15 protein-coding genes are annotated in these 23091 nt (G+C 51.9%); 8 read left to right on the forward strand and 7 right to left on the reverse strand.

Annotated elements, in window-relative coordinates:
- The first annotated feature begins 54 nt into the window (after positions 1-54).
- On the forward strand, positions 55-792 hold the full coding sequence (locus tag F0P93_RS22130; protein ID WP_150879923.1) for a fatty acid desaturase: 738 nt from the start codon (positions 55-57) through the stop codon (positions 790-792).
- Between the two features lie 65 nt (positions 793-857).
- On the opposite strand, the gene F0P93_RS22135 is transcribed toward F0P93_RS22130, so the two are convergent.
- The gene (locus F0P93_RS22135; protein ID WP_150880296.1) at positions 858-1832 is read right to left on the reverse strand and encodes a polyprenyl synthetase family protein; all 975 of its coding nucleotides are present in this window, start codon (positions 1830-1832) and stop codon (positions 858-860) included.
- Between the two features lie 237 nt (positions 1833-2069).
- Here F0P93_RS22135 and F0P93_RS22140 point away from each other — a divergent pair, with 237 nt between their 5' ends.
- Positions 2070-2987, forward strand: a complete 918-nt coding sequence (locus F0P93_RS22140) for a patatin-like phospholipase family protein (protein ID WP_150879924.1) — start codon at positions 2070-2072, stop codon at positions 2985-2987.
- Between the two features lie 114 nt (positions 2988-3101).
- On the opposite strand, the gene F0P93_RS22145 is transcribed toward F0P93_RS22140, so the two are convergent.
- Positions 3102-6521 (reverse strand): TonB-dependent receptor, encoded by a 3420-nt coding sequence (locus F0P93_RS22145; protein WP_150879925.1) that lies wholly within the window; start codon positions 6519-6521, stop codon positions 3102-3104.
- A gap of 385 nt (positions 6522-6906) precedes the next feature.
- Between F0P93_RS22145 and selD the strand changes: the two genes are divergently transcribed.
- The 5 genes from selD to F0P93_RS22170 all read left to right on the forward strand — a co-directional run bounded on the left by selD (position 6907) and on the right by F0P93_RS22170 (position 11035).
- The gene (gene selD / locus F0P93_RS22150) at positions 6907-7953 is read left to right on the forward strand and encodes a selenide, water dikinase SelD (RefSeq protein ID WP_150879926.1); all 1047 of its coding nucleotides are present in this window, start codon (positions 6907-6909) and stop codon (positions 7951-7953) included.
- Between the two features lie 103 nt (positions 7954-8056).
- Entirely contained in the window at positions 8057-8827 is a 771-nt protein-coding gene (locus F0P93_RS22155) for an alpha/beta fold hydrolase (RefSeq protein ID WP_150879927.1), read from the forward strand.
- A gap of 65 nt (positions 8828-8892) precedes the next feature.
- Entirely contained in the window at positions 8893-9594 is a 702-nt protein-coding gene (locus tag F0P93_RS22160) for an SAM-dependent methyltransferase (RefSeq protein ID WP_150880297.1), read from the forward strand.
- Between the two features lie 8 nt (positions 9595-9602).
- On the forward strand, positions 9603-10244 hold the full coding sequence (locus F0P93_RS22165; protein WP_150879928.1) for an MBL fold metallo-hydrolase: 642 nt from the start codon (positions 9603-9605) through the stop codon (positions 10242-10244).
- Positions 10245-10429: 185 nt separating this feature from the next.
- Positions 10430-11035 carry an RNA polymerase sigma factor gene (locus F0P93_RS22170; protein WP_150879929.1) on the forward strand — a complete coding sequence of 202 codons (606 nt, stop codon included), beginning with the start codon at positions 10430-10432 and terminating at the stop codon, positions 11033-11035.
- A 122-nt stretch (positions 11036-11157) separates the two neighbouring features.
- Here the strand turns inward: F0P93_RS22170 and F0P93_RS22175 are convergent, their stop codons facing one another.
- Positions 11158-14598, reverse strand: coding sequence for an RICIN domain-containing protein (locus F0P93_RS22175; protein WP_191908888.1), 3441 nt, complete (start codon positions 14596-14598; stop codon positions 11158-11160).
- 229 nt (positions 14599-14827) lie between these two features.
- Here F0P93_RS22175 and F0P93_RS22180 point away from each other — a divergent pair, with 229 nt between their 5' ends.
- A complete protein-coding gene (locus F0P93_RS22180; protein WP_150879931.1) occupies positions 14828-15214 on the forward strand; it encodes a hypothetical protein in 387 nt (128 codons plus the stop codon).
- Here F0P93_RS22180 and F0P93_RS22185 read toward each other — a convergent pair.
- From F0P93_RS22185 to F0P93_RS22200, 4 genes are all read right to left on the reverse strand, one after another.
- Complete coding sequence (locus F0P93_RS22185) at positions 15198-15626, reverse strand: hypothetical protein (RefSeq protein WP_150879932.1); 429 nt, start codon at positions 15624-15626, stop codon at positions 15198-15200. The genes F0P93_RS22180 and F0P93_RS22185 overlap by 17 nt on opposite strands.
- Positions 15623-16924 (reverse strand): caspase family protein, encoded by a 1302-nt coding sequence (locus tag F0P93_RS22190; RefSeq protein WP_150879933.1) that lies wholly within the window; start codon positions 16922-16924, stop codon positions 15623-15625. The genes F0P93_RS22185 and F0P93_RS22190 overlap by 4 nt, the downstream gene beginning before the upstream one ends.
- A 160-nt stretch (positions 16925-17084) precedes the next feature.
- Positions 17085-20783: an NACHT and WD repeat domain-containing protein gene (locus tag F0P93_RS22195; RefSeq protein ID WP_150879934.1), complete on the reverse strand. Its 3699-nt coding sequence runs from the start codon at positions 20781-20783 to the stop codon at positions 17085-17087.
- A 3-nt stretch (positions 20784-20786) separates the two neighbouring features.
- Complete coding sequence (locus tag F0P93_RS22200) at positions 20787-22649, reverse strand: CHAT domain-containing protein (protein ID WP_150879935.1); 1863 nt, start codon at positions 22647-22649, stop codon at positions 20787-20789.
- Between the last annotated feature and the right edge of the window lie 442 nt (positions 22650-23091).

Genomic DNA, 23091 nt, shown 5'->3' on the forward strand with positions numbered 1-23091 from the left:
AAAGTAATGAACATTTCTGGTACGCGGGTCGTTAGCCGGTAAATGAATTGTTAAATGGTCACTTCCGCAATTTCATTCAAACCGACCCAAATCGGCAACCGGGGCCTTTATTTTGCTGCGGCCATTCTGCTCAGTTGGCTGGGCATGCTGGTTTTCCTGCTGAATTACCCGATCAACTGGCAGAATCCGCTGGTTTATGTTTTCGTGCTGGTTCAAACCCATCTTTATACCGGCGTTTTCATTACCGCCCACGATGCTATTCACGGCGTGGTGGCGCCCCACAACAAGCGATTGAACAACGCCATCGGCTTTCTGTGTGCCACGCTGTTTGCTTTCAACAATTACAGCCAACTCAGCCGCAAACACCACCTGCACCACAAACACTCGGCTACCCACGACGACCCCGACTACCACGATGGCAACCCCGGTTTTCTGGCCTGGTATTACAGTTTTCTGAAAGAATACATTTCGGTGCTCCAGATCGTCCTGATGGCGGTTACCTACAATGCCCTGAAACTCTGGTTTCCGATGGAAAATCTGATCGCATTCTGGATGGTTCCGGCGGTGTTGAGCACGTTTCAGCTCTTTTATTTCGGCACCTATCGCCCCCACCGGGGCGAACACCACAACCCGCCCCACAACGCCCGCAGCCAGAAACGCAACCACGTTTTGGCTTTCCTGAGCTGCTACTTTTTCGGCTACCACGCCGAGCACCACGCCTGGCCGTATTTGCCCTGGTGGAAACTTCCGGAGGCTAGAGTGAAGAATGATGAGTTAAAAGTGATGAGTTAAAATCGTATTCAAGCTATTGGCCTATACGAATATGCGTCAGCCAACTCTACATTGTTAACTCTTCACTATTTACTCCGCTCAATCGTATATTGCACCAACTGCTCCAGAGAGGTGCGGTAGCGGGAGTCGGGCAGGGTGAACAGCAGGGCTTTGGCTTCGTCGACGTAGCGGGTCATGATGGTGGTGGCGTACTGAATACCCCCCGATTTCTTCACAAAATCAATGACTTCGGCGACGCGTTTCGGATTTTCGCTTTCATTCTTGACGATGTTGATCATCCGCCGTTTTTCAACCCATTTCGCGTTGTTCAACGCATAAATCAACGGCAGCGTCATTTTCTTTTCCTTGATGTCGATGCCGAGCGGTTTGCCCACTTCTTCTTCCCCGTAATCGAACAAATCGTCTTTGATCTGGAAAGCAATTCCCACTTTTTCGCCAAACATCCGGGCGGTTTCGATCATTTCGGCGCTGGCATCGACGGAGCGGGCACCCACCGCGCAACAGGCCGAAATCAGCGATGCAGTTTTCTGGCGGATGATTTCGTAATAAACCGCTTCCGTAATGTCCAGCCGCCGGGCTTTTTCGATCTGGAGCAATTCGCCCTCACTGATTTCGCGAACCGCCTTCGAGACAATTTTCAGCAAATCATAATCGCCGTTGTCGACCGACAGCAGCAGCCCGCGGGAGAGCAGGTAGTCGCCCACCAGCACGGCAATTTTGTTCTTCCACAGAGCGTTGATGGAGAAGAAACCACGACGATAATTAGAGTCATCGACCACATCGTCGTGAACGAGGGTCGCCGTGTGCAGCAGTTCGATGAGGGCCGCGCCCCGGTGTGTCGATTCGGTGACGGTTCCACAGACACCGGCCGTCAGAAAAACAAACATGGGCCGGAGCTGTTTGCCCTTTCGGCGCACGATGTAGTTCATGATCTGGTCCAGAAGCATGACTTCGCTTTTCATAAACTGCCGGAATTTGTGCTCAAATGTTTCCATTTCGGCAGCAATCGGCGCTTGTATGTCCCGGATCGATAGTGGCATCATTCACATCAGTTCATCGGGTTGGATGAACCGCATTCAGGGCGCAAGTATACCACTCAAACGCGAGATCAGGACAAAACTTCGCAAAAACTTCGCGCCGGTTGCAAGATTGGCTCTAAAAATGTAACGTTACGGTTAGTAAAAATGATGAATGATGGATGATGAATGATGGATGAAAAACTTCTCTCATTCCTGTTTGCATTCATCGTTCATCGTCCATCATTCATCATTCTTTGCATGCGTGCACTGGTACTAGGGGGCGGTTCGCTCAAGGGGGCTTTTCAGGCGGGTGCGATTCAGGCCATTCTGGAATCCGGTTTTGAGCCAGAAGCCATTTATGGCATATCGGTGGGAAGTCTCAATGCGGTTTTTCTGGCTCACGAAGCCGGGAAGCAGTTTGCCGAACACGGTGCCGTCAATTGGCCCAAAGCCGGTCATCAACTGATCGAATTTTGGATTCGCAACATTACCCAGCCGCAGGATGTCGCCGTCGTCCGGTCAACGCTGATGATGGGCTACAACACCCTGCTGAGTCGTTTCGATGGTTTGTTGGATAATACGCCCCTCGAAAACCTGATTCGAACCCACATCAAACTCCCTATCCTGGTCAACAGCCCGGTTAAACTGAAAGTGGGCGCGGTCGATATCATCAAGGGCGACATTGTGTATACCAGCAACGACGACGCATCGATCCTGGATTACGTCATCGCCAGCAGTTCCCTGCCGTTTCTGATGCCCGCTGTCTGCGTGGGTGGCGACCGTCAGAAGATGTTTCTGGACGGCGGTTTGCGGGAGGTTGCCCCGCTGCGGGAAGCCATCGACGATGGGGCCGACGAACTGGTGTGCGTCGCCTGCCACGCCAAACGGATTTTTACGGAGAAATTCAATTACCGCAGCCTGCTGAATTTAGTCGAGCGGGTGAAAGACATTACGGTTAACCAGATTGTCAACAACGACATTGCCTGGGCCGAACGCTGGATTGAGCGCGAGAAACTCCGGGGCAACACCATGCACCTGACGCTCGTCCGCCCGAACGAACCGCTGTATCTGAACCTGATGCGGTTTTCGTCCGAAGACATCGGGCGGCTGATCGTTCAGGGCTACCGCGATGCCACCATCGCGCTGCGGGCGCAGGGAATTGAGCGAAAGGTGTAGGGTTACAGATCCTTGAATGACCGCCTGATTGACGCTATTGACTTTCATCCTTCAACACAAAAAAACACCCCCGTCGAATTGCTCCGGCGGGGGTGTTTTCTGATTAACGATGGCTTAATTAAAGATGTACCGGATACCGATCTGCGCCTGATACACTGCATTGATGTTTTGAGCAGGCACAAACGAGTCTTTCAACAAAACCGTCCTCTTGTCAATCACCTGCGTCGCTAACCGGTATGAGGGCACGCCCGTGGTGGTATTGATGCTCGCCAGGGCCAGCGGGTTGAAGGTTGTCACTGAATTGCCCAAGCCCCAGCTATTGTTGATCAGGTTCCCTACATTCAGGATGTCGGCGCGAAGCTGAATGGTGTTCTTTTTGCCTTTGGCACCAACCGCTACGTAAAACTCCTGAATCACGGTGAAGTCGAAACGGGTTAACCACGGATACTGACCTCCGTTCCGCTCGGCATACTGGCCGCGACGGGTTTTCAGATAATCGTTCCCCTCGATGTAGGCGTCAAAAGCCGCCTGCTGTTGCTCCGGAGAATACGTAACCGCCGGATAGGCAGGCGTGTTGGCCGTAGCCGCCTGAGCCGGAACAGTCAACGGAGCAAACGTCAGCTCAGAGGCATTTCTCGGCACATACAACAGGTCGTTGGTGGTCTGGCCATCCAGGTTCACGTCCTGGTTGTAGGTATACGAAATCTTGCTGCCACTGCTGGAGAGCATTCCGAGCGTAAAGGTGGTAGAACCGCCGAATTTGCCGCCGTAATTGATCCGGTAATTCGCGTAGCCAACAATCCGGTGACGCAGATCCTGATCCGAATACGCCGTTGTCAGGTAGTTCTGACCGTAGATCGTCGGCACGTTGGCCTGAACCGTGCTGCCGACAAAAGCCAGATCCCGGGCTTCACCGTAGGTATAAGCCACCATTCCTCCCAATCCGCGGATGGCCGGTTTTTCCAGCTTCGCCGTGATGATGTAGGAGCTTCCTTTGTTGGTATTCCGCAACACAAACGCATTTCCGATATTAGGATTATAATACCGGGCAACGTTAACCAGGTTGGCTGCGCCCGAACCCGTATTGGCAACACCAAACGCCGGGAACAGTTGGCGGTTATCGGGGCCACTCAGCGTCTTGCCCGCCACCGGCGCTTTCAGATTGGCATCGATGTAGCGCAGGGCCTGGATGTTTTTATTGAAAACCACTTCCAGCGATCCGATCAACCCCCAGGGCAACCGTTGGTCGATGGCGACGTTCGTCTTCCAGATTTGCGGGTATTTCAGATTCTGGTCTTCGGCATTGATCTGATACGGAGCCAGTCTAGTGAGATCAACGGTAGAAGGATCGGGTGGACGAACGGCGGCAGGCAGTTTGCTCGGGTCCGTCACGAACGGATACGCATTCGTTCCGGTTACGGTAATGGCGGCCGTATTCACCCCATTATTTCCCAACTGATTGGAAATCAACACCTCCGGAATCCGGGAAACGAAGATTCCGCTACCACCCCGGATTTGCGTCATCTTATTCCCTTTCACGTCCCAGTTAAAACCAACCCGGGGCGACAACAGCAGGCGCGGTTTCGGAAAAGAACCGGTGGTAATTTTATAATCCTGTCCGTTTTCGTTTTTGAACGTTAACCCGGCCACAATCGGGTTGTTAAAATTCTTGGCCGTTTCGTTGTCATACTGGAAAATATCACCGCGTAAGCCAACGGTCAGTTTGAAGTTCGGCGTGGCCTGAAACTCATCCTGAATATAGGCACTGTAGAGGTTTCGTTTCAGGGTCTGCAACGGTTCGCCACCGCCCGGAATCAACGAATACCGCAGGTTGTAGCGAGCGACCGTCACCGGCGAGGTTGTGCTGGTCGGATTACTGATCGACGCTAAGGCCGCTGTCTTGAAATCCTCGATCGAGTTGTAGACATACACCCCATTGGACGACGGGAAGAACACGTTGTTCGAGGTATAGTGTTCAAACACCAACCCGGCAGTGAGCGTGTGCTTGCCGGCAAAATAGCTGAAGTTGTCGGTGATGTTCATCGTCGAGTAATTCAGCTTGTTGTTCGGCGTAAACGGATCGAAACCAATGGAGGTGTACGTGCTTCCGTCCTTCAAAATATCGATGGTCGGAAATAGAGCGGTTTTATACGTCCGGTCTTCGATCTGTTTGTTGTAGGTCGCCACCAGGTTGTTGGCAAACTTACCGCCGAAGTTGGAGGTTAATTCAGCCGCAATCGACCGGGTGTTGTCGGCAATGAGGTAACCGGAGTTTTCCGGCGAAATCGCCAGGTTACTGTTGGTCCGGTTTCCGTTCCCCGCCGTGTTGCTACTGTTACTGTTGCTGATGATCGAGCCTGTTTCGGAGTTGTGGTGTGAATACCGCACCGACAGTTTGTGCTGATCGCTGATGTTGTAATCCAGACGGATCAGCCCTTTCCGGCTTTTCACATCGTTGTTGAAGCCATCAAAAGCTCCCAGACTGCGGCCAAAATTCGTTTGCATGAACGATTCGAGATCCTGCATATCGGTTTCGGTCACACGCGACACGTTCGAACCCGCCTGACCCCGGTTTAAGCTCCAGGTCAAGGCCGGCGTGCTGCTGTCGAACATCTCACCGTTCACAAAGAAAAACAGCTTGTTCTTGATCAGTGGACCGCCCACCCGAAAACCGTACGTTTTCTCGCTAATATTGGGTTTTGGCGAAAGTTCAACGCCATCGGCTTCTTTCCCCACCAGGCTGTTGTTCCGAAACAGGTGATACACCGAACCCGAAAATTCGTTGGTTCCGGAACGGGTGACGGCGTTGATGCCCGCGCCCGTAAAGCCCGATTGCCGAATGTCGAACGGAGCTACGTTCACCTGAATCTGGTCGATGGCGTCCAGTGAAACCGCCGTCGTGCCGGTCCGGCCACCGGCCAGCGCCGAACTACCCAAACCAAAACCGTTGTTAAACACCGAACCGTCGATGGTAAAGTTGTTGAAACGGGGATCCTGACCGGCAAACGACTGGCCGTTTCCGTACGGATTGTACTTGGAAATATCGGTAATCGACCGGCCAATGGTTGGAATCGTGTTGATGGCGTCGCGTCCGAACGAAGCAGCCGCCCCGGTCCGGTCCGAACTAAAAATATCGCTCCGGCTACCCGACACGACGATTTCAGAAAGCTGGGTGCTTTCGTCGGCCATCGCAAAATCCACATTGGCAGCCGTTCCTAAACTCGCAAAAATGTCGGCTTTTGCCTGTTCTTTGAAACCAACGAAGGTCGAGGTAACCGTATACGGCCCACCTACCCTAACGTTGGGAAAAGTGTAACGTCCTTCACCGTTGGTAATGGTTCCGTAGCGCGTACCGGAAGGCGTGTGAATCGCCACGATCGTCGCCCCCGGAAGCCCGTCTCCCTTCTGATCTTTCACAAAACCGGCAATGGAAGAAGAAGTCACCTGTGCCTGAACATTTCCTCCGCTGGACAGCACAAAGACCAGCCCGCACAGGAACGCTACCAGGTAGATGGACAGTAATTTTCTGTTCATAAAAATGGTTGATTTGGTTAAATTTGGTTTGAAGTGTATCTGACAACCTGCTACAGTTCTTCACAAAGAAACGACATTTTTTTTTGTGACTCAAGTAGCAGTTCTTAGTAAAGTACTATAATAACATTTATACAAACAAGCATTCTACAAAAACTCCATAAATCTGTTTTTATCGTTCAATTTCGCCGTATTATTTTTATGTTACCATTGCGTTAAGCGATCTCCGGTTTTTGCACCCTTTTAAGATAATCTTCTACTATTCAGATAATTAACTAATTCTCAACGCTTCGTTCGTCGTCCGGTGATTGCGACTTTTTAAACCTTTCTTTTTATCTTTCAGTAGTACTAAAAGGAAAACCGCACAGCGGTTACAACATCTGCTGACATGATTCAACAAACGGAAATATACAAACTGGCTCAATTCAGCCAAAGCGCTGGTTTTGGCGGAAAAATTGCCCCGGACGTTCTCCACGCTCTGCTGAATGCACCAACGTCTTCTCTCTCCGGGTTCCCCAACTTACTGGTCGGTTCGGATCACCGCGACGATGCCGCCGTTCTGGAAACGGGCCACGGGGAAGCCGTGGTCAGTACCGCCGATTTCTTCGCGCCTTTCATCGATGATGCCTACGATTTCGGTCGCATTGCCGCTGCCAACGCCCTTAACAACATCTACGCCATGGGCGGAGAACCGCTGCTGGCAGTGGCCATCCTGGGCTGGCCATTCGATAAAATTCCGGCCGAAATCGCCGGTCAAATTCTGGATGGCAGCCGCGCCCTCTGCGCCGAAGCCGGTATTCCACTGGCAGGAGGCCACAGCATCGAGAGTGCCGCGCCATTTTTTGGTCTGGCCGCTACCGGCAAAGTGCGTCTGAACCATTTGAAACAAAACAGCACGGCCACGGAAGGCTGCTGCCTCTACTTGACCAAACCGCTGGGCACCGGCATGCTGGCCACGGCACTGCAACGGGAAACCCTGAGTGCAGAACACACCGAGCTGGCACTGAGCCAGATGACGAAACTGAATACCTTCGGAACCTTCCTGGGAAAACTGCCGTACGTCAAAGCACTGACGCACGTTTCGGGCTACGGTTTGCTGGGCCACCTGGCCACGATGGCCGAAAACAGTGGACTGAGCGCCGAGATCGATTTTCACAAAGTACCGGTGCTGCCGATTCTGGACGAGTACCGGACGCCGGAAAACATACCGGCTGGCTCGCACCGGAACTGGACCCTTTTCGGCGAAAAAACCAGCGAACTGACGGAAGAGCAACGGTTTTTGCTGGCCGATCCACAACTCAGTGGCGGTTTGCTGATCGCCGTCGATCCGCGCAGCGCGACCCTGTTCGAGCAGGTGGCCTTTGAATACAAACTCCATTTAAAAGCCTTCGGACAATTGATCGAAAAAAGCGAAAAAGCTATTTACGTTCGCTAATCATCAAGCGTAGCTACGGAGGACCGTCCGTGAAATGTCAGGCAATATTCTGTAATTTGGCCCCTGAATCCTTCACGGACAATCCTCCGTAGCTCCGATTTCTATGAAACTCTACTATCGACAGACCGGCGAAACCGGCACTCCCATCATCATTCTGCACGGTGTTTTCGGCTCATCCGACAACTGGCTAACGATTTCGAAATCCATTGCGGAACACAACCACCGCGTGTTTCTGGTTGATCAGCGCAACCACGGGCGGTCGCCCCGCAGCGAGGTGTTCAACTACGACGCCATGGCCTCCGATCTGCAGGAATTTATCGCCGAACACCAGTTGGAAAAGCCCGTCGTTATCGGTCATTCGATGGGTGGAAAAGCCGTCATGCAGTTTGCGATGGACTATCCCGGGCTGTTCAGCCGGTTGGTGATCGTGGACATTGCTCCCAAATTTTACCCCGTTCACCACGCCGAGCTGATCCGGGGATTGAAAGCCATCGACCTCGCGACCATCAAAAGCCGGAACGAAGCCGACGACATTCTGAGCCAGTATGAACCCATTCTGCCCGTTCGGCAATTCCTGCTCAAAAACCTGTTTCGCACCGACGACGGCCAATTCGACTGGCGGCTCAATTTGCCCGTCATCGAACAGGAATTGCACGCGATTGGGGGCGAGTTGGCCCACGTCCGGACGGTAACCGAGCCGACGCTGTTCATCCGGGGGGCCAAATCCCGGTACATCAAAGACGAAGACGAGGCCGAAATCAAGCGCATTTTCCCGAACAGCACCCTCGAAACCATCGAGGATGCCGGGCATTGGGTGCAGGCCGAAAAACCGGTGGAGTTTGTGGAAATACTGATGCGGTTCCTAGAAAAGTAGTCGCCTTATTCGGTTCTTTGCAAACCGTTCCGCTCAGTGTGGATGCGGTTTGCCTCCTTTCCATCATGCCCGTTCTGTATCTTATTCCCACTATACTGGCCGAAAATACCGCCGACCAGGTGCTGTCGCCCCAAATCCGTGAGGTGATCAGCCAGACGACGGTGTTTTTTGTCGAAAACGTCCGCACGGCCCGGCGGTTTATCAGCAGTCTGAAAACCGGGGTGGTCATCGACGACCTGTTGTTTTACGACCTCGACAAAGACACACCCGAAGCCGAAACCAAACAGCAGCTCACCCTTCTGAAACAGCAGCACCGGGATGCAGGTGTTCTGTCCGAAGCGGGTTGCCCCGGGGTGGCCGACCCCGGCGCGGTGGCGGTTCGGCTGGCCCACCAAACGGGTTGGCAGGTTCGGCCGCTGGTAGGGCCGTCGTCCATTCTGCTGGCCCTGATGGCGTCGGGCATGAGCGGTCAGTCGTTCGCGTTTCACGGGTATTTGTCCATCGAAAAACCGGCCCGACTCCAGGAGATCAAGCAGTTGGAACTGGACGCCCGCAAACGCCAGCAGACGCAGATTTTCATGGAAACTCCCTACCGCAACAACCACCTGCTGGCCGACATCCTGACGGCCTGTAACGCCGAAACCCGGCTGTGCATTGCCTGCAATCTGACCGCCAAAGATGAGCTGGTCCGAACGCTAAGCATTCGCGAATGGAAAGCCCAAACACCGGATCTGCACAAAAAGCCCAGCCTGTTTTTACTTCTCTAATTCTGCAAATGGTACAGATTCAGTCCTTTACGTTTAATCCGTTGGCCGAAAATTCGTACGTTTTATACGACGAAACCCTCGAAGCGGTACTCATTGACCCGGGTTGTTATGACCCGCGGGAAAAAGACGCGCTGACGGATTTCATTGCACAAAACGATTTGAAACCGGTTAAACTGCTCAACACTCACGCCCACATCGATCACGTGCTGGGCAATGCGTTCGTCAAGCGAAAATATGGGATCGAGCTGTACCTGCACGAGAGCGATCTGCCGGTTTTGAAATCCAACAAAATTCTGGCTCCTCACTACGGAATCATGGCGTATGAAGAAACCGAAGTCGACCACTTTCTGATTCCGGGAGAAACCGTCACGTTTGGAAATTCGGCGTTGGAAGTGCGTTTTGTACCGGGCCACGCGCCGGGGCATGTCGCCTTTGTCGGTCATGCCGATCGCTTCGTCATCGGGGGCGATGTGCTGTTCCGGGGCAGCGTCGGACGAACCGATTTTCCGCTTTCCGACTTCAATACACTGGTTCACAGCATCCGGACACAACTCTACACGCTGCCCGACGACTACACGGTTTACCCCGGTCACCTGGGAACCACAACGATTGGTCAGGAAAAACGAACCAATCCGTTTGTCAGGATGTAACGGTTGTTGTCGGTCAATTCGTTTTTTTCTTGTTCTTATCAGGATTGCAAGTCCTTTTTCGCAACGATTCCACACCCAAGTTTGGTACTATTTTGACATACAGTGAGACTTATTTTCAGGAATTCAGATAATACCCTATATTTGATCGGCAAGGCATCTTCCACCATCCGCAGCAAGGGTATGTCATGAATATACTGAATAAAAACCCGGTTGTCCTGGATGAGCTTGACCTCTGGCAGCAGCTTAAATACGGAAACAGCGGGGCTTTTGAGAAGTTAATGGAAATTTATGGCCGACCGCTTTTCGCATACGGTCTTAAGTACTCCCACGACTCCGCATTGGTGAAAGCTTGCATTCAGGCACTTTTTCTGGACTTATGGCAGAAACGGGACACGCTGAACGATACCGTTGTGGTGAAAGCGTACCTGCTGGCGTCCCTCCGTCGGCAGATTCACCGGGCCCTTGAAAATAAACGCTGGCAATCCGGGACTCCATTGGATTGTGTTGACCATTTTTCGGTCGAATTTTCAGTGCAGGAAAGCCTGGTTGAAGACGAAACCGCCCGCAATGTGGTCTACCGGTTGAAGTCCCTCATCGGGCAATTGCCCAAACGGCAGCAGGAAGTCGTCTACCTCAAATTTTTTCAGGAACTGAACCGCGACCATATTTCCGAGGTCATGAGCATTGCCCCGCAGTCAGTTTCCAATTTGCTCCAGGCCGCCATTAAACAGCTAAAAACCCGGTGGAAAGCCGAATTCTTTGTTGTTTCGCTGGTTCACCTGCTGGGTTGACTTTGCAGCTTGCCACAAATCTTGCGGGTGTTATTTGAAAACCGTTTGTAAAAAATTCGAAGCGGACAGCAGGAAACCTGCTGTCCGCTTCATTCATAGTTATTGGACTCGTGTTAACTTCGTTATTTCTTCATAAACTTCAGAACCCGCTGCGGTTTATTTTTCGACTGTACCCGAAGCAGATACATACCCGTTGGCAATTGCCGCACATCGATTAACCACTTATTCTGCTGGATTTGAATCGGTAGAGTCAGGTTTGCTCCGTTAATGGTCGAAATACTGATTTCGCTCTGTTCATAACCGGATGGCAGATTCAGTTGCACCTGATCGGTTGCCGGATTGGGTTGTAAAGTTGGCAAAATACCTTCCTCAACCCTTTTAACCTGCGCAAACTGCGAGGTCACACGAGCACCGTTAGGTTTTACCGGCTCAATCAGCCAGTCCTGATCGAGCTGATTATTGGCGGCATACGAGAAGGCCCGCAAGATACTGTTTTTCGACGTTATTCGTTTGGACGGAGTAACTGGCATTAAAGAGCTAAAGATTGTCCAACCCGGTGCGTTTTGAGACGCATTTATCATCCACTTTTGGTTATTTGCATAAGTAGGTTTATACAAAATCAAATCGGTACCATCGGCAGTTGACGCTCCGTTTATGTCAATAAATAATCCGGATGATGCCGATTTGATGCAGTAACTCCCGTCGGCATTTAGGACGAATTTCCAATAATAATTGATATTCAGAGGAGGATTAAGCTGATTAAGGCCCGTTCCATCAGCAGTCAAATACTTCAGATTCTGCCGAGATTTTATAGTGTATAATTGCTCTTCTTCAACTGGCAATGCTATTGGAAAAGAAAAATCCCAGTACAGTTTATCATTAAAATTAACCTTGTAATTCAGCCCGATATTTGATTTTGCCCACGACTGAAGGGCCATAAGATTATCACTTAAGGAGGGATTTCCAGTCGATGGGAAAGGTCCGGTATCGTTGTGCAGGATCGTTCTTAAATAGGGGCCTGTATACCAAACTTCTCTCACCGCCTGATACGATTTCAGGTATAAGAGAATGCTGGGTGAGGATACTTCAAATTGTACTATTCTGTCCGTTGAGCCGGGGTTTGCCGAATATTCGGGAGCTGGCAGTAACTGCGTCTCTGTGTAGGTGTTAAAATTGAATTGATCACCTGAAATAAGTGATTGATTTGCCGGAACTTTGGCCAAATTAAAGGTATTTGTAAAGCTTATCGGTGATAGCTGATTCACATCATAGAATAAACGTCCCGATCGGGATGGATACGTCTGATTGGCTTTCATGTACGCTTCAAAATAAGGATGATATACGTGTTCGATTTGATACAGGGAGAAACTACCTCTTACCTTGAATCGGGTCGTATACCAGGATAATTTCGGCGTCTTGTAAATATCTATGCCGGTTGGATGTTCGACGGTTTCTTTTCCATCGACCGACACCTTACCGATTGCACCCTGGTTGTACATTGGTTCATCCTGAATGTTATTTAAATCGACGGATATTAAATCCGAATACGATAATTGGGGAATTCCAACAGGAACCGGAAAATCTGACAACCGATCGGCATTGTAAAATAAATTTGCGTACGCAAATGGGGTGTTTTTTTTGATAGTTAAAAAACTATGCGGATAATCCTTTCCTTTTAAAGCAGTGAGCGCTACACTAAGCTGGCTATTATCTTTCGTTAACCGATCATAACATTGTTGAACATCTTTTGCATATGGCTTAGGCACATTTCTAAGAAAAGTGGCCAGATCGGTTTGTATCGCTTTCTGAATCAAATTGACCAGTTCGTATTCATCACGGTAATACTCATAAAGTAAATAGCGATCAGAGCGTTTGGGCAGATCCTGATAGTAATACGCCAAGCCCCTGTAAAAATCAACGTATTTAGGATCCGCTTTGCCGTAATAATGGAGCAGGTCTCCCATGGTATTAGCTACCTGAATTACCCTTGTATGCAACATGTCGAGTTCGTCAGGTGCCTGCATGATAGTCGGTTCGAGAGACACGTCCCGTTTGGCACGGTTATTTGCCAAATCATACCCCCCCGCATAATACAGCATCGTATTGGTAAAAGCCGACACTTCCGAGCTGATGAGCTGAAAAGCAATTGGCCCCAGAACTTCGATTATTTTTTTGATGGCGAAATTATAATCGTTAGCCTGTGGCTTGGAGTTGAAGTAGGCGAATTTGCCCATGCTGCCGATGGCATCGAGCAGTGTTTGCTTCGTATCCTGAAGAGCAAAATTGGGATTTCTATCTTCCAGTGTCAAACGTTCCAGTTGCTGGGTTAAAACGGTACTTTGAAAAACAAACTTTTCAATGTCTGCTTTGATAATATCGTCCGATTTGTTGGCATTCAGATCAGCGGAAAGGGATGTTCCATAGCGCATACAGGTTTCCACTGTGGCAATAACCGCCGTGGGTTGAACAGTAGCGCCGGTATTAATCCTTCCAATGCAGGAATTCAGCCCGGCGCGAAGTTCCGAAAATGCGGTATTCACGGCACTACACGTGTTAACAAGCGCCTTGCGGGCCTTCTCTGAAAGTGGAACGATGACCTTGCCTTTTTCCCATTCTTCTTTTTTAAGATTACCCAAACAATGGGTAAGCAGTGCCGAATTGATGTCCGTTAATTTCTGAAAAACATGCTCCCCAGGCGTGGCATTGTTGTTGTAACCAGTGTAAATACCGATGGCCGCTCCCAGCACACCACCGGTTCCGACAGGTAAGACCAGCGGAGATCCCGAAGAACCGGGATAGAGTCCAGGAAAGTTTATGGCTGAAAACTGATGAGGATATAACCAGGAGCCCTTTTGAAATTGTTCTGCTGTACGGGTTGAAATTTGCTGAGGTCTCAAGTTTCCATGATGAACTACATAGATTGACTTATAGGCATCAGCATTGAGACGGGTCGTTGGAATATCGCTTAGAAATTGAACGGCATGCTGCATAAATGCAACACCAATCATGCCCTCTTTCGGGACTTTTATAATGGCGTAATCCTGCCAGTCGAGACTGCCTGCCACAACAAAATTCCTCTTGTAAGCCGCTCCCGCTACTGTCACAGAAATCGGTCTGCTTGCGAGGGTGGTATATTGAGTTGGATTCGTTCGTGAACCGGCTGCATTGTTAAATGTTGTCCGAAAGTTGAAATCAATATCCGTGAGTTCATTCGTTAGTGACCAGGTTTCATCCGCATTATTCAAAACGTGAGCCGCTGTCAGCAAACAATAGTGGTCCAGACGCGGATCCGTTATAATAAAAAATGCCGTACCTCTTAAAGGTGTGTATCGATTCAGAATGTCGGCGTGTCTTCGAATTGCAACCACACTCGAACTGGTCCAGTTATGCATGGTTAATGACGGACTTTGATCTTTGAGATAGGGAACATCATTGACTTCCAAAGGAGTGCTTTCGATTAAAGATTGCCCCTTCGACGAAGCTAGGCTAACCGAAATGCATAGAAAAGCCGACAACACCAGTCGTCCGATGCCGGTCAGAAGCCGGTTTTGTTTTGTATTCATACTTGTATCAATTATTGATTTATCAGACATTCTGCGATTAGGACGTAACCCGCAGGTGAAAGTCACTACTGTCTGAAAAAAACAGTGGCATTTTGTCGGTTATGTCTTGACGCCTGGTTGTTCAGGGTCTTGATCCGCGATAAAAGACCGATCAAACAAAATAATTGCAGGAAAACCGGTATCTGCGCTCCCAACCCGTCTTTGGTCTCAAACAGCAAATACGCCACGAATGCCACAGCAATACGCCCCAAACATTGAAAAACTAATATGGAATGAGACCTTTCGGAAGTGGGTGTTGCAACCCACGCCGGAGAGCGATGCGTTCTGGTACATCTGGCAGGTCTCCAACCCCGACCGGGTTGCGGATCTGAAGCTGGCCCGCACGGTGGTTGCGGCTTTGCAAATTCAGGACGCGTCATTGCCCGAAACCGAACTTCAGCAACTGATTTCGGAAACGATGACGCTCGCAAAAAAGACACCGTCATCCTCGCTGTCGAACCCGGTTTTCCGCTGGTTTCGGTGGCAGCCACTGGGCTTGGGCTGGTCCGCTCTCGCACGGTTTTTCGTCGGTAAACGGCACTGGAGAAAAAACGGCAGGTTTAGTCCTCCGGATTAAGCGCCAGCTTTCCATCCGTGCCGAGGTAAATCCGGTAGCGCGATCCCCGGCGGACGGTGTATTTATTGCTCCGAACGGGGTCGGTTTTCAGCCGGACGAAAAGCTGGGTGCTGTTGGTGGGATAAATGCTCACGTTGTTGGCCTTGATCGTAAAAGCCGTCCACTGTTTCATGTCCCGGCTGATTTCGAGCATTGCCGGTTTGCCGTAATCATTCACCAGAATAATGCTTTTCTGGCTGTAGCTGATCGTCACTTTGCGGCTCGAATCGGGCACGGGGGCGTCGATAAAAAACACCTTGATGTAGCTCACTTCCAGCGTATCGCCCCTGGCCCGGCTGGAATCCGCCCAAACGCGGCTTCCCACCACCGGAAGGCTGCACCCCAAAAAGCCGATGAGCAACAGCAGTTTCATTCCGATTTGACGGCTAACCGCAGTTTGCGTTTGAACATAAAATCCCCCGCTCCCGGCGTCGAGCCTTTGATGTGTCCATAGGTCGGTTTTTGCCGGATCTGCGTTCGGTTGTGAACCTCATTTTTCAGGCTGTCGAACAATTCCTCCGATGGCAGATACTCCTCCCCGTTCATAGCCAGCCGTTTGATGAAATAATCCAGAAAGACGCTGTTGTCAGGCACTTCTTCCAACGAGCTGCAACTCATGGCTTTGCGGCTTTTCTGGGTGTACTTTTCTTCCCAGGTCTGCAGTTTCTGGTTGGTCATCACCTGATACGACACCACCGTGGCTCCGAAACACGCATCGACCACCAGCAACAGATGTTGGGTACGCATTTCGTTCAGAATAGACACCAGCGCGGCATTTGACAAATAGCTGTCCAGATCTTCCTGCTGTGTATCCTGCAAGGCCCAGAAACCGGTATTCTCGTCGGTGCTGACGCTGTGTCCCGCAAAGAAAATCAGCAGGTTATCATCGCTCAGCAGCCGGTAGGAAAGCGCTGTCAGCGTGTCTTTCACCATTTTTTTGGTGGCATTGGGCAGGTTGATGATCGACGTGAACTCGTATTTCTGCCGCAATACGCTGTCCAGCCGGGCGATGTCGCTGCGGGGTCGATTGAGTTTGATCCGGGCATCGCTGTAATCGTTGACACCAATCAAAACCGCGTGGTAGCGGGCAGTCGCCATGGTCGGCCGTTTCACTTTGGCGGGCAGCGGATATTCGTTGTTCCGTTCGGATTTTCGAATGATCGAAAGTTCCAGGTCATACTCCGCCAGGGCCATGTTCGGGTTTGAAATGTAAACGAAAATGAATTTCAGACCCGCGTTATCCAGCGACAGTTTGTTGCCGGTATTGTCGGTAAACGCAACGGTTGGGGTGATCGGCACTTTTAGTGTTAACTCCTTGAGGGTGTCGACGTTGGCCGACAAAACGGAGTAGGCCGTGGTCTTCGATCCGCTGGTGGCCCGCTCGTCGATGGTGCAGTTTCCGTAGCAGTTTCGGATGGAAATGATCAGGTTGCGGTTCGATTTGATGGGGGTCACCTTCACCTGCAGCGTGTCGCCGATGCGTAGTTTGACGTTATCGACATCGATGGGATAAAACCGGTTGAAATGCCGCCCGGAGCCTGTCACACTAAACGCCATCGCCGGAATCGAATCGCTCCTGAACTGAACGAGCGGCTCCACCACCGACTGCCCGCGCGCTGGCAAACATGCCACCCAAAGGCATAACAAAACCAGGCCAACGAAGGGTTTCATAGGAATAGACAGATTTTCTGCGAATTAAGGTACGGAATCGGGGATTCGGATACAATGACTTTTGTGTAATTGGGCAATTTAGGCCCAATCAGAGTGAAAAGACCGGCGAAAAAAGAGGTTTACCCGTTTTGCCCCTGATTTTTAAAATCCAGCCTCTTTCTTACTCCCGGAACGATTGCCAGATGGCCTCCCAAAACGAGGTTTGCAGCCGGTATTGTTTTTTCACATCGGCCAAAATCGTCTGTCGTTCAGCTTCCGGAATATGCTCATCAAGCCACGCGGTGATAAAACCCGGGCCGGGCCAAACCGCTACCCGGCGACCCTGAATGGCCGCATAGAGGGCTCCACTTTTTGAAAAACTGAACTGGTCCACAGTGCCCCGCCAGTCGAGAAGCCGCTGCCCGTCGGTGTCCCACCAAAACGATTTACCGTCGCCCTGAAACGTAGCGATGAGGGCTCCGTCCGGTGAAAATCCGGCGTTTTCCACTTCCTTGCCGTGCGTTAGCAAACGGAACGTCTTTGTTTTTACATTCCACAAAAAAGCCTGATTTTCACCCGCCTGTGTCATCAGCGCCCGTTGACCGGAGGGCGACAGGGCAAAAGACCGGATTTCATATCCGGCGGTAAACCGTCCGGATTGCAGGGATTGCGACAGAATGGACTGCCCCTGCTGATTCCAGCCCGACAAGGTGTCATTGCTGCCTTCGGTCAGGGCATAAACCGTCGTTCCATCCGGTGAAATCGTGGCCTGCAGGTGGTTTCCCGGCAACGCCAGGAGCCGCCGGTCTTTGCGGCTCCAGACGTGCATCCTGCCGCTCGTCGACTGCCGTGAGCGCAGCGACCGGATCACCGCTTCCTGCCCATTTTCCGACAAATAAATGAGATGCTCATTTACATTCATTGGCAGGCTGTCGATTCGCTCGCCTTCGAAATTCCAGAGATAGCCCTTCCCGGTTTTCGTGCGCGTCAGAAACGTACTCCGGTCGGCCGAGGCCGTGACGAACTCACCAGCCAGCGGCCTCATCCGCCGTTGGGACCGGTTCCAGACCACGGCATTCGTGTCCGGGATGTCGAGCAACAGGTGCCGGGCGTCGACGGACGCCAAAACACTAACGGTTCCGAACGGAGCCAGTACCGAATCGATCGGCAACCCTTCCCGGTTCCAGAAAACTACCTGATCTTCAATGGTCAATGTCACCAGCGTCTGATCGTCGGCCGAAACCGAAACGTCCAGAACGATCTCTTCGTGGGGCAATTCCAGCAACCGGTCATCCTGCCAATTCCAGAGAAACGCTTTACCGTCTTCCGTTCGGGTTAGAATCGATTTTCCATCGGGCGCAAAAGCCACCGTTGACACGGCTGCCGAATGCGATAAAACGCCTTTGGATTGTTTTTCCTGATCCCACAGCTCAACTTCCGTACCGGCAACTGTCAGCATCATCCGGCCATCCGGGGAGATTTCTATCGACTGCAGAAGCCGATCTACTTTCAGCGTATCGACCAGTTTCCCTTCCGAATTCCACCAGTAAATGGCCTGCCCGACACCGGCGGCCAGGGTATGACCGTCGCGCGAAAGCTTGAGATTAGGAAATTGAAAATCCCCGCCAGGCTGCTGCAGAGGGCGTATTTGCCGGGTTTTCCGATCCCAGCGAAACACGCGGCCATCGCTGGTTCCAACGAGCAGAATGCGCCCGCTCTCAATCGTCTCCGCCCAAAAAACCACATCGGGAAAGCGAACCGAATCCAGCAACCGCTTTCCCAGCGGGTCCCACAGCAGAATCTGGTTGCTCAGTTGCATGTTCCCCGGTGCCATTTTCGGTTTCGGAAAACCCAGGATCATCGATCCATCCGGCGAATAGGCCGCCAGTTCCATCGGTGGCAGGGCCGTCAGCACCTCCGCCTTGCTGCCATTCTCCGTCCAGAGCGTCACCGTCCCTTCGTTGTTGACCGTTAAAATCGTCTGGCCATCCTTCGAAAATTCAGCAAAAAATACCTTAGAGTCCGCACCGACCGGTTTGAGCGTTTGATCCTCGAAGTTGCCCAGAAAAACGTTCCCCGGCTCCGTCAAGGCCAACACGCGCCGGTTATCGGGAGCCAGTTCGACCGACAGGTAAATACCGGGAATTTCCAGCTTATCGACCTTCAGGTTTTTCCCGCTCCGGTCCCAGCGGTGAACGAGGTTGCTCTCAGTGGTGGTCAGCACATACCTGCCATCCTCCGAAAAATCAGCATCCCGAATCGGCATCCCTCCCAGTTCCAGCTTCGACGCATACAAGCGGTGGTTGTAAAAATGGTTGTAGAGAGCTTTCCGGTTCAATTCGTTCGGGTCCTGCTCATACGCACCAGCCACTGTTACCAAAGCCTGCACGGGATCCATGCCTTCGGCCTGCAACACGACGCGGGTGCGGTTGGTTTTGCCCCATTGATTGACTGCAAACCAGACCGACGCCAGCGCCACCGCCAGAAACACCGACACAACAGCTACAGTGCGTTTCAGCCTTGCATTTTTCCGCTGCTGCTCCTCCAGTTCCCGGCGCTGTTCTCGCTTCTGAAAGGCGCGGCTGGCTTCGATATAGGCCCATTTGGCGTAGCTTTCGGGCTTCTCCAGGCTGCGATCCAGTTCGTCATGCACGGCTTTTTCATAGAGTCGGATTTCGGACAGTCGGCGCGAAGAGAGCAGCAAATCCTCGGCCTGGTTTTTCTCCATGTATTCGCGATACGCGTCTTTCAGCCGCCGGATGATGTCGTTGATTTGCCGCTGTTCGGCCGAACGCCCCTTGTCGATCACCTTGGCCAGACTGTCGTGGGCCAGTTCGTAAGTTCCTTCGTCCGGGCGAACCAGCCGCGTGCGTTCCAGTTCGGACAATATTCGCAGGAGCAGCGGAACGGGCAGGCGCGTGGCTTCTTCGAGCGATGCCAGACGGTGTTCCCGGCGGGTGCCTTCGTACGTCACAAAGGTTTCAAGCACCAGACTCACGGCGGGTTGTTCGTCCGGGGCCAGCAAATCGGTGACGGATTTCTTCTGTTCGGCCAGAAAAAGCTCCAGCACATCGTCGATCCGGCCCACCTCCTCCACCAGAGCCGGGGTGATCCAGACTGGTGGCTCAGGTTCTTTTTCGTTTTCCAGCCGCCAGAGCCGATCCAGATATACTTGAAGGTAAGGGAGTTGAAACGAATTGGCCGAACTGCGGTTGTTTTCCAGAATGAGCCTGACCGTCCGGGGTTCTTCCACCAGCCGAACCGTATCGATCTGGCTGAACGTGCCGACAATCACTTCTTCCAGATTCCGTTCGCTCATCGGTTCTACCCGCATCCGAAAATCGAACAAACCGGGCAGTTGTTCCTCGTAGGTATACAGAAACGCCAGGAAATCTTCGCGCGTGACCAGAATCACTTTGCAGGCAATCGATGAATGTTCGATCGCTTTCAAAAAACCGGCAAACCACTGCTGTTCTTCCGCCGTGCCGCTGATAAAGAGCTCTTCGAGCTGGTCAAAAACCAGATAGATCGGACGCAGCACGTAGCGAATACATTCCGCAACCAGGGCCACCGGATCGGTCAGGGCGGTTTCTTCCAGCATACCGCTCAGGATCGTCACCAGCGTCTGCCGCAAATCGCCCCGACGCCGGATAGACACCAGAAAATAATCAGACGCCGGAATCGCTTTCGCCAGTCCACACTGTACCAGACTGGTTTTCCCGGTGCCCGACGGCCCGTAGACGAGCACCAGCCGGGACCGAAAGAGGAGTTCGACGAGCCGTTTCTGCTCGGCATTCCGACCAAAAAACCGGGATTGGTCGGCGGCTGTGTAGGCGTCAAGAAATTTAAATGGACTGCTTACGGACGGGTGGGCGGGCATGGTTTAGTCAGACAGAGAAAGCAGATCGATGTTGGTATCGGTATTTGAAGGGTTCGGTTCGTTTTCGGCGGTCGCCAGCGGATCGGGTAACGAGAGCAGCGCCAGCACGGTACTGAACTGTTCGCGCAGGGTCGTAAAATCCTGCTTCTGAAGCAGTTCCGTTTCACTGGGCTTGAACGACACGCTCAACAGCGGATCTTCGGGCCGGGCGATGTGCTTGAACTGCAGCGTTCCGGGTTGGGACGAATGAAAACTATACGGATCGAAAACGTTGCTTTTGATGTAGACATTCTGGTCGATCAACAAAGGCGAAAGATTCAGGAAATCAGCGACTTCGGTTTCGCCCGTGGCGGTTTCCCGCCGAACTTTTACCAGCAGCACGGATTGCGACGCCCACGGATTGGTCAGGTTGATCTCCTGAAATGATTTGTCTTCGTACGGATTCTGGGTGGTTCGTAAAACCGCCTTTTCGTGTTTGTATTCTTCCTGGCGGTAAAAAAAACGTACCACCCGAATGTTTTTATAGGATTCAAGCTGGTAGTTCGCCCAGAAACCCAGCCGTTTGCACAACTCCACCAGTTGATCCTCGCCCACCTGACAAAGCGACGGAATATTGGCGACCCCGGCGTTGCCCGCCAGCCGCCGGCGCAAGTCATCGAAAAACAGAAAGCATTCGTAAAACGTCTCCCGTTCATCGAACTGACGGGCGAGTTCCTGCATTTCCGGGATAAAAAGTTTAATTTGACTATCGGCCAGAAACTGGCTCAATTGTCGAAGGGATCGCTCCAGTTGGTGCGGTTCCAGGTTCGACCAGCCTTCCGTCACCAGCCGCTGCAACAGGGCGGTGGTTTCCGCCGTCATCGGGGGTTCCGCTCCTTCTTTTCGATACCGGATCAGCCGGTCAAGCACCTGAGCCAGCAGCGTAATCATCAGTAAATCAAAAGCGGACTCGAACAAGGCCGTGTAATTCAGCAGCCGTTCGCGCGTACTCGGAATTGGCAGCTTCTTGCCTTCCGGGCTGAACGGGGGCGTGAATAACCGGCGGAGCGGTTCGGCAATCGGATACGGCAGACGACTCAGAATAGCGTCGTTGATCCAGAGAATCTGCGATTCCGGCGACTGCTTGCTGACCTGCATGAACTTGTCCCGCAAGCTTGGTTCGTATTTATTGAGGGCATTGAACAGGGCGTTGCGCAAGGCGGTGTTCGGCTTGTATTCGACAGCGGTTTGCTCGGCCGCCGTGGGCAACTCCCAGCGGACGGCTTCGTCGGACGGGCGGTGAAAATACCAGAGGTTCCGCGTAACTTCCTCCTCCGACAGGTCGATCATTGCGCGGTCGACCACCTGAATGGTCGTTGCTTCGCTGACCTGCAAGGTCAGTTGGGCCCTGTCCAGCGCTTCTTCCACCGAATGCTGGTTGGCCAGCGCGCGGTAGAAAGTGAGGGCAAAAGCCGATGCGGCTTTGTCTTCAATCGGGGTGCTGGTGGCAATGATGGCCGCTTTTACGTTCTGGGCCGCCAGCAGCCGGATGTGCTGGAGCGTGGAGCAGCCGTTCAGGAAAACCAGCTTGAGGTTTGGACAACGACCGAGCAACTGGGCAATGCCTACGCCCCGCGCCACGCTATCTTCGAGTTGCAAAACCGTGCTACCGGCATGACCGCTGAAATGAAACAGACTCAGCGTGTTCTGGTAGGCTGTCAGTTTATCGGCCACCGAACTGGTGGTTGCAAACGACTCCCGCACTTTTTGAAAGTGGCCTTGACTACTCCGTAAATCCAGCAACCGGTCGATGCCGTCGTCTTCATCCCGCAGAGACGGCAACGGATGATCCCGGTCGTTGGCAAAACAAAAAAGCAGGGTATCCATCTCGGTGGTTACAAATGCGTTGCGAGAAGCGCGTGGAGCCACCCGCAGCGACCCGGCAAGTACCCCGGCCCGAACGAATCGTCCCCGGCGGCAAAACCGCTTCTATCGATTGGAAGGTAAGTAATAACTGCCTAGATTCAAAATAAGCCCCAAAACGTCCAGAAAGCCCGGATTTTTACCGTCTGATAATTTAGTCACCCGAAGAAACGTTTATTCGTTCATTTATTGTATTATTGTCTGAATTAATCCCCTTATTTTCTCTAAAAAATACTACTTTTCGGGCTATAAAACCCAATTCATAGGGATAGGTCCGTGAAATTCAGACGAACCCGTTTGTCTGACAATTTTTGGAATAACTATTGATGTAACTTATATAAACAAAGAATAAACAATAAGTATTTGTCTGGTTATTATTTCAGAATCCGGCCTTTTGTGTGCCGGG

The sequence above is a fragment of the Larkinella humicola genome, assembly GCF_008727875.1.
In the GTDB taxonomy this organism is placed as follows: domain Bacteria; phylum Bacteroidota; class Bacteroidia; order Cytophagales; family Spirosomataceae; genus Larkinella; species Larkinella humicola.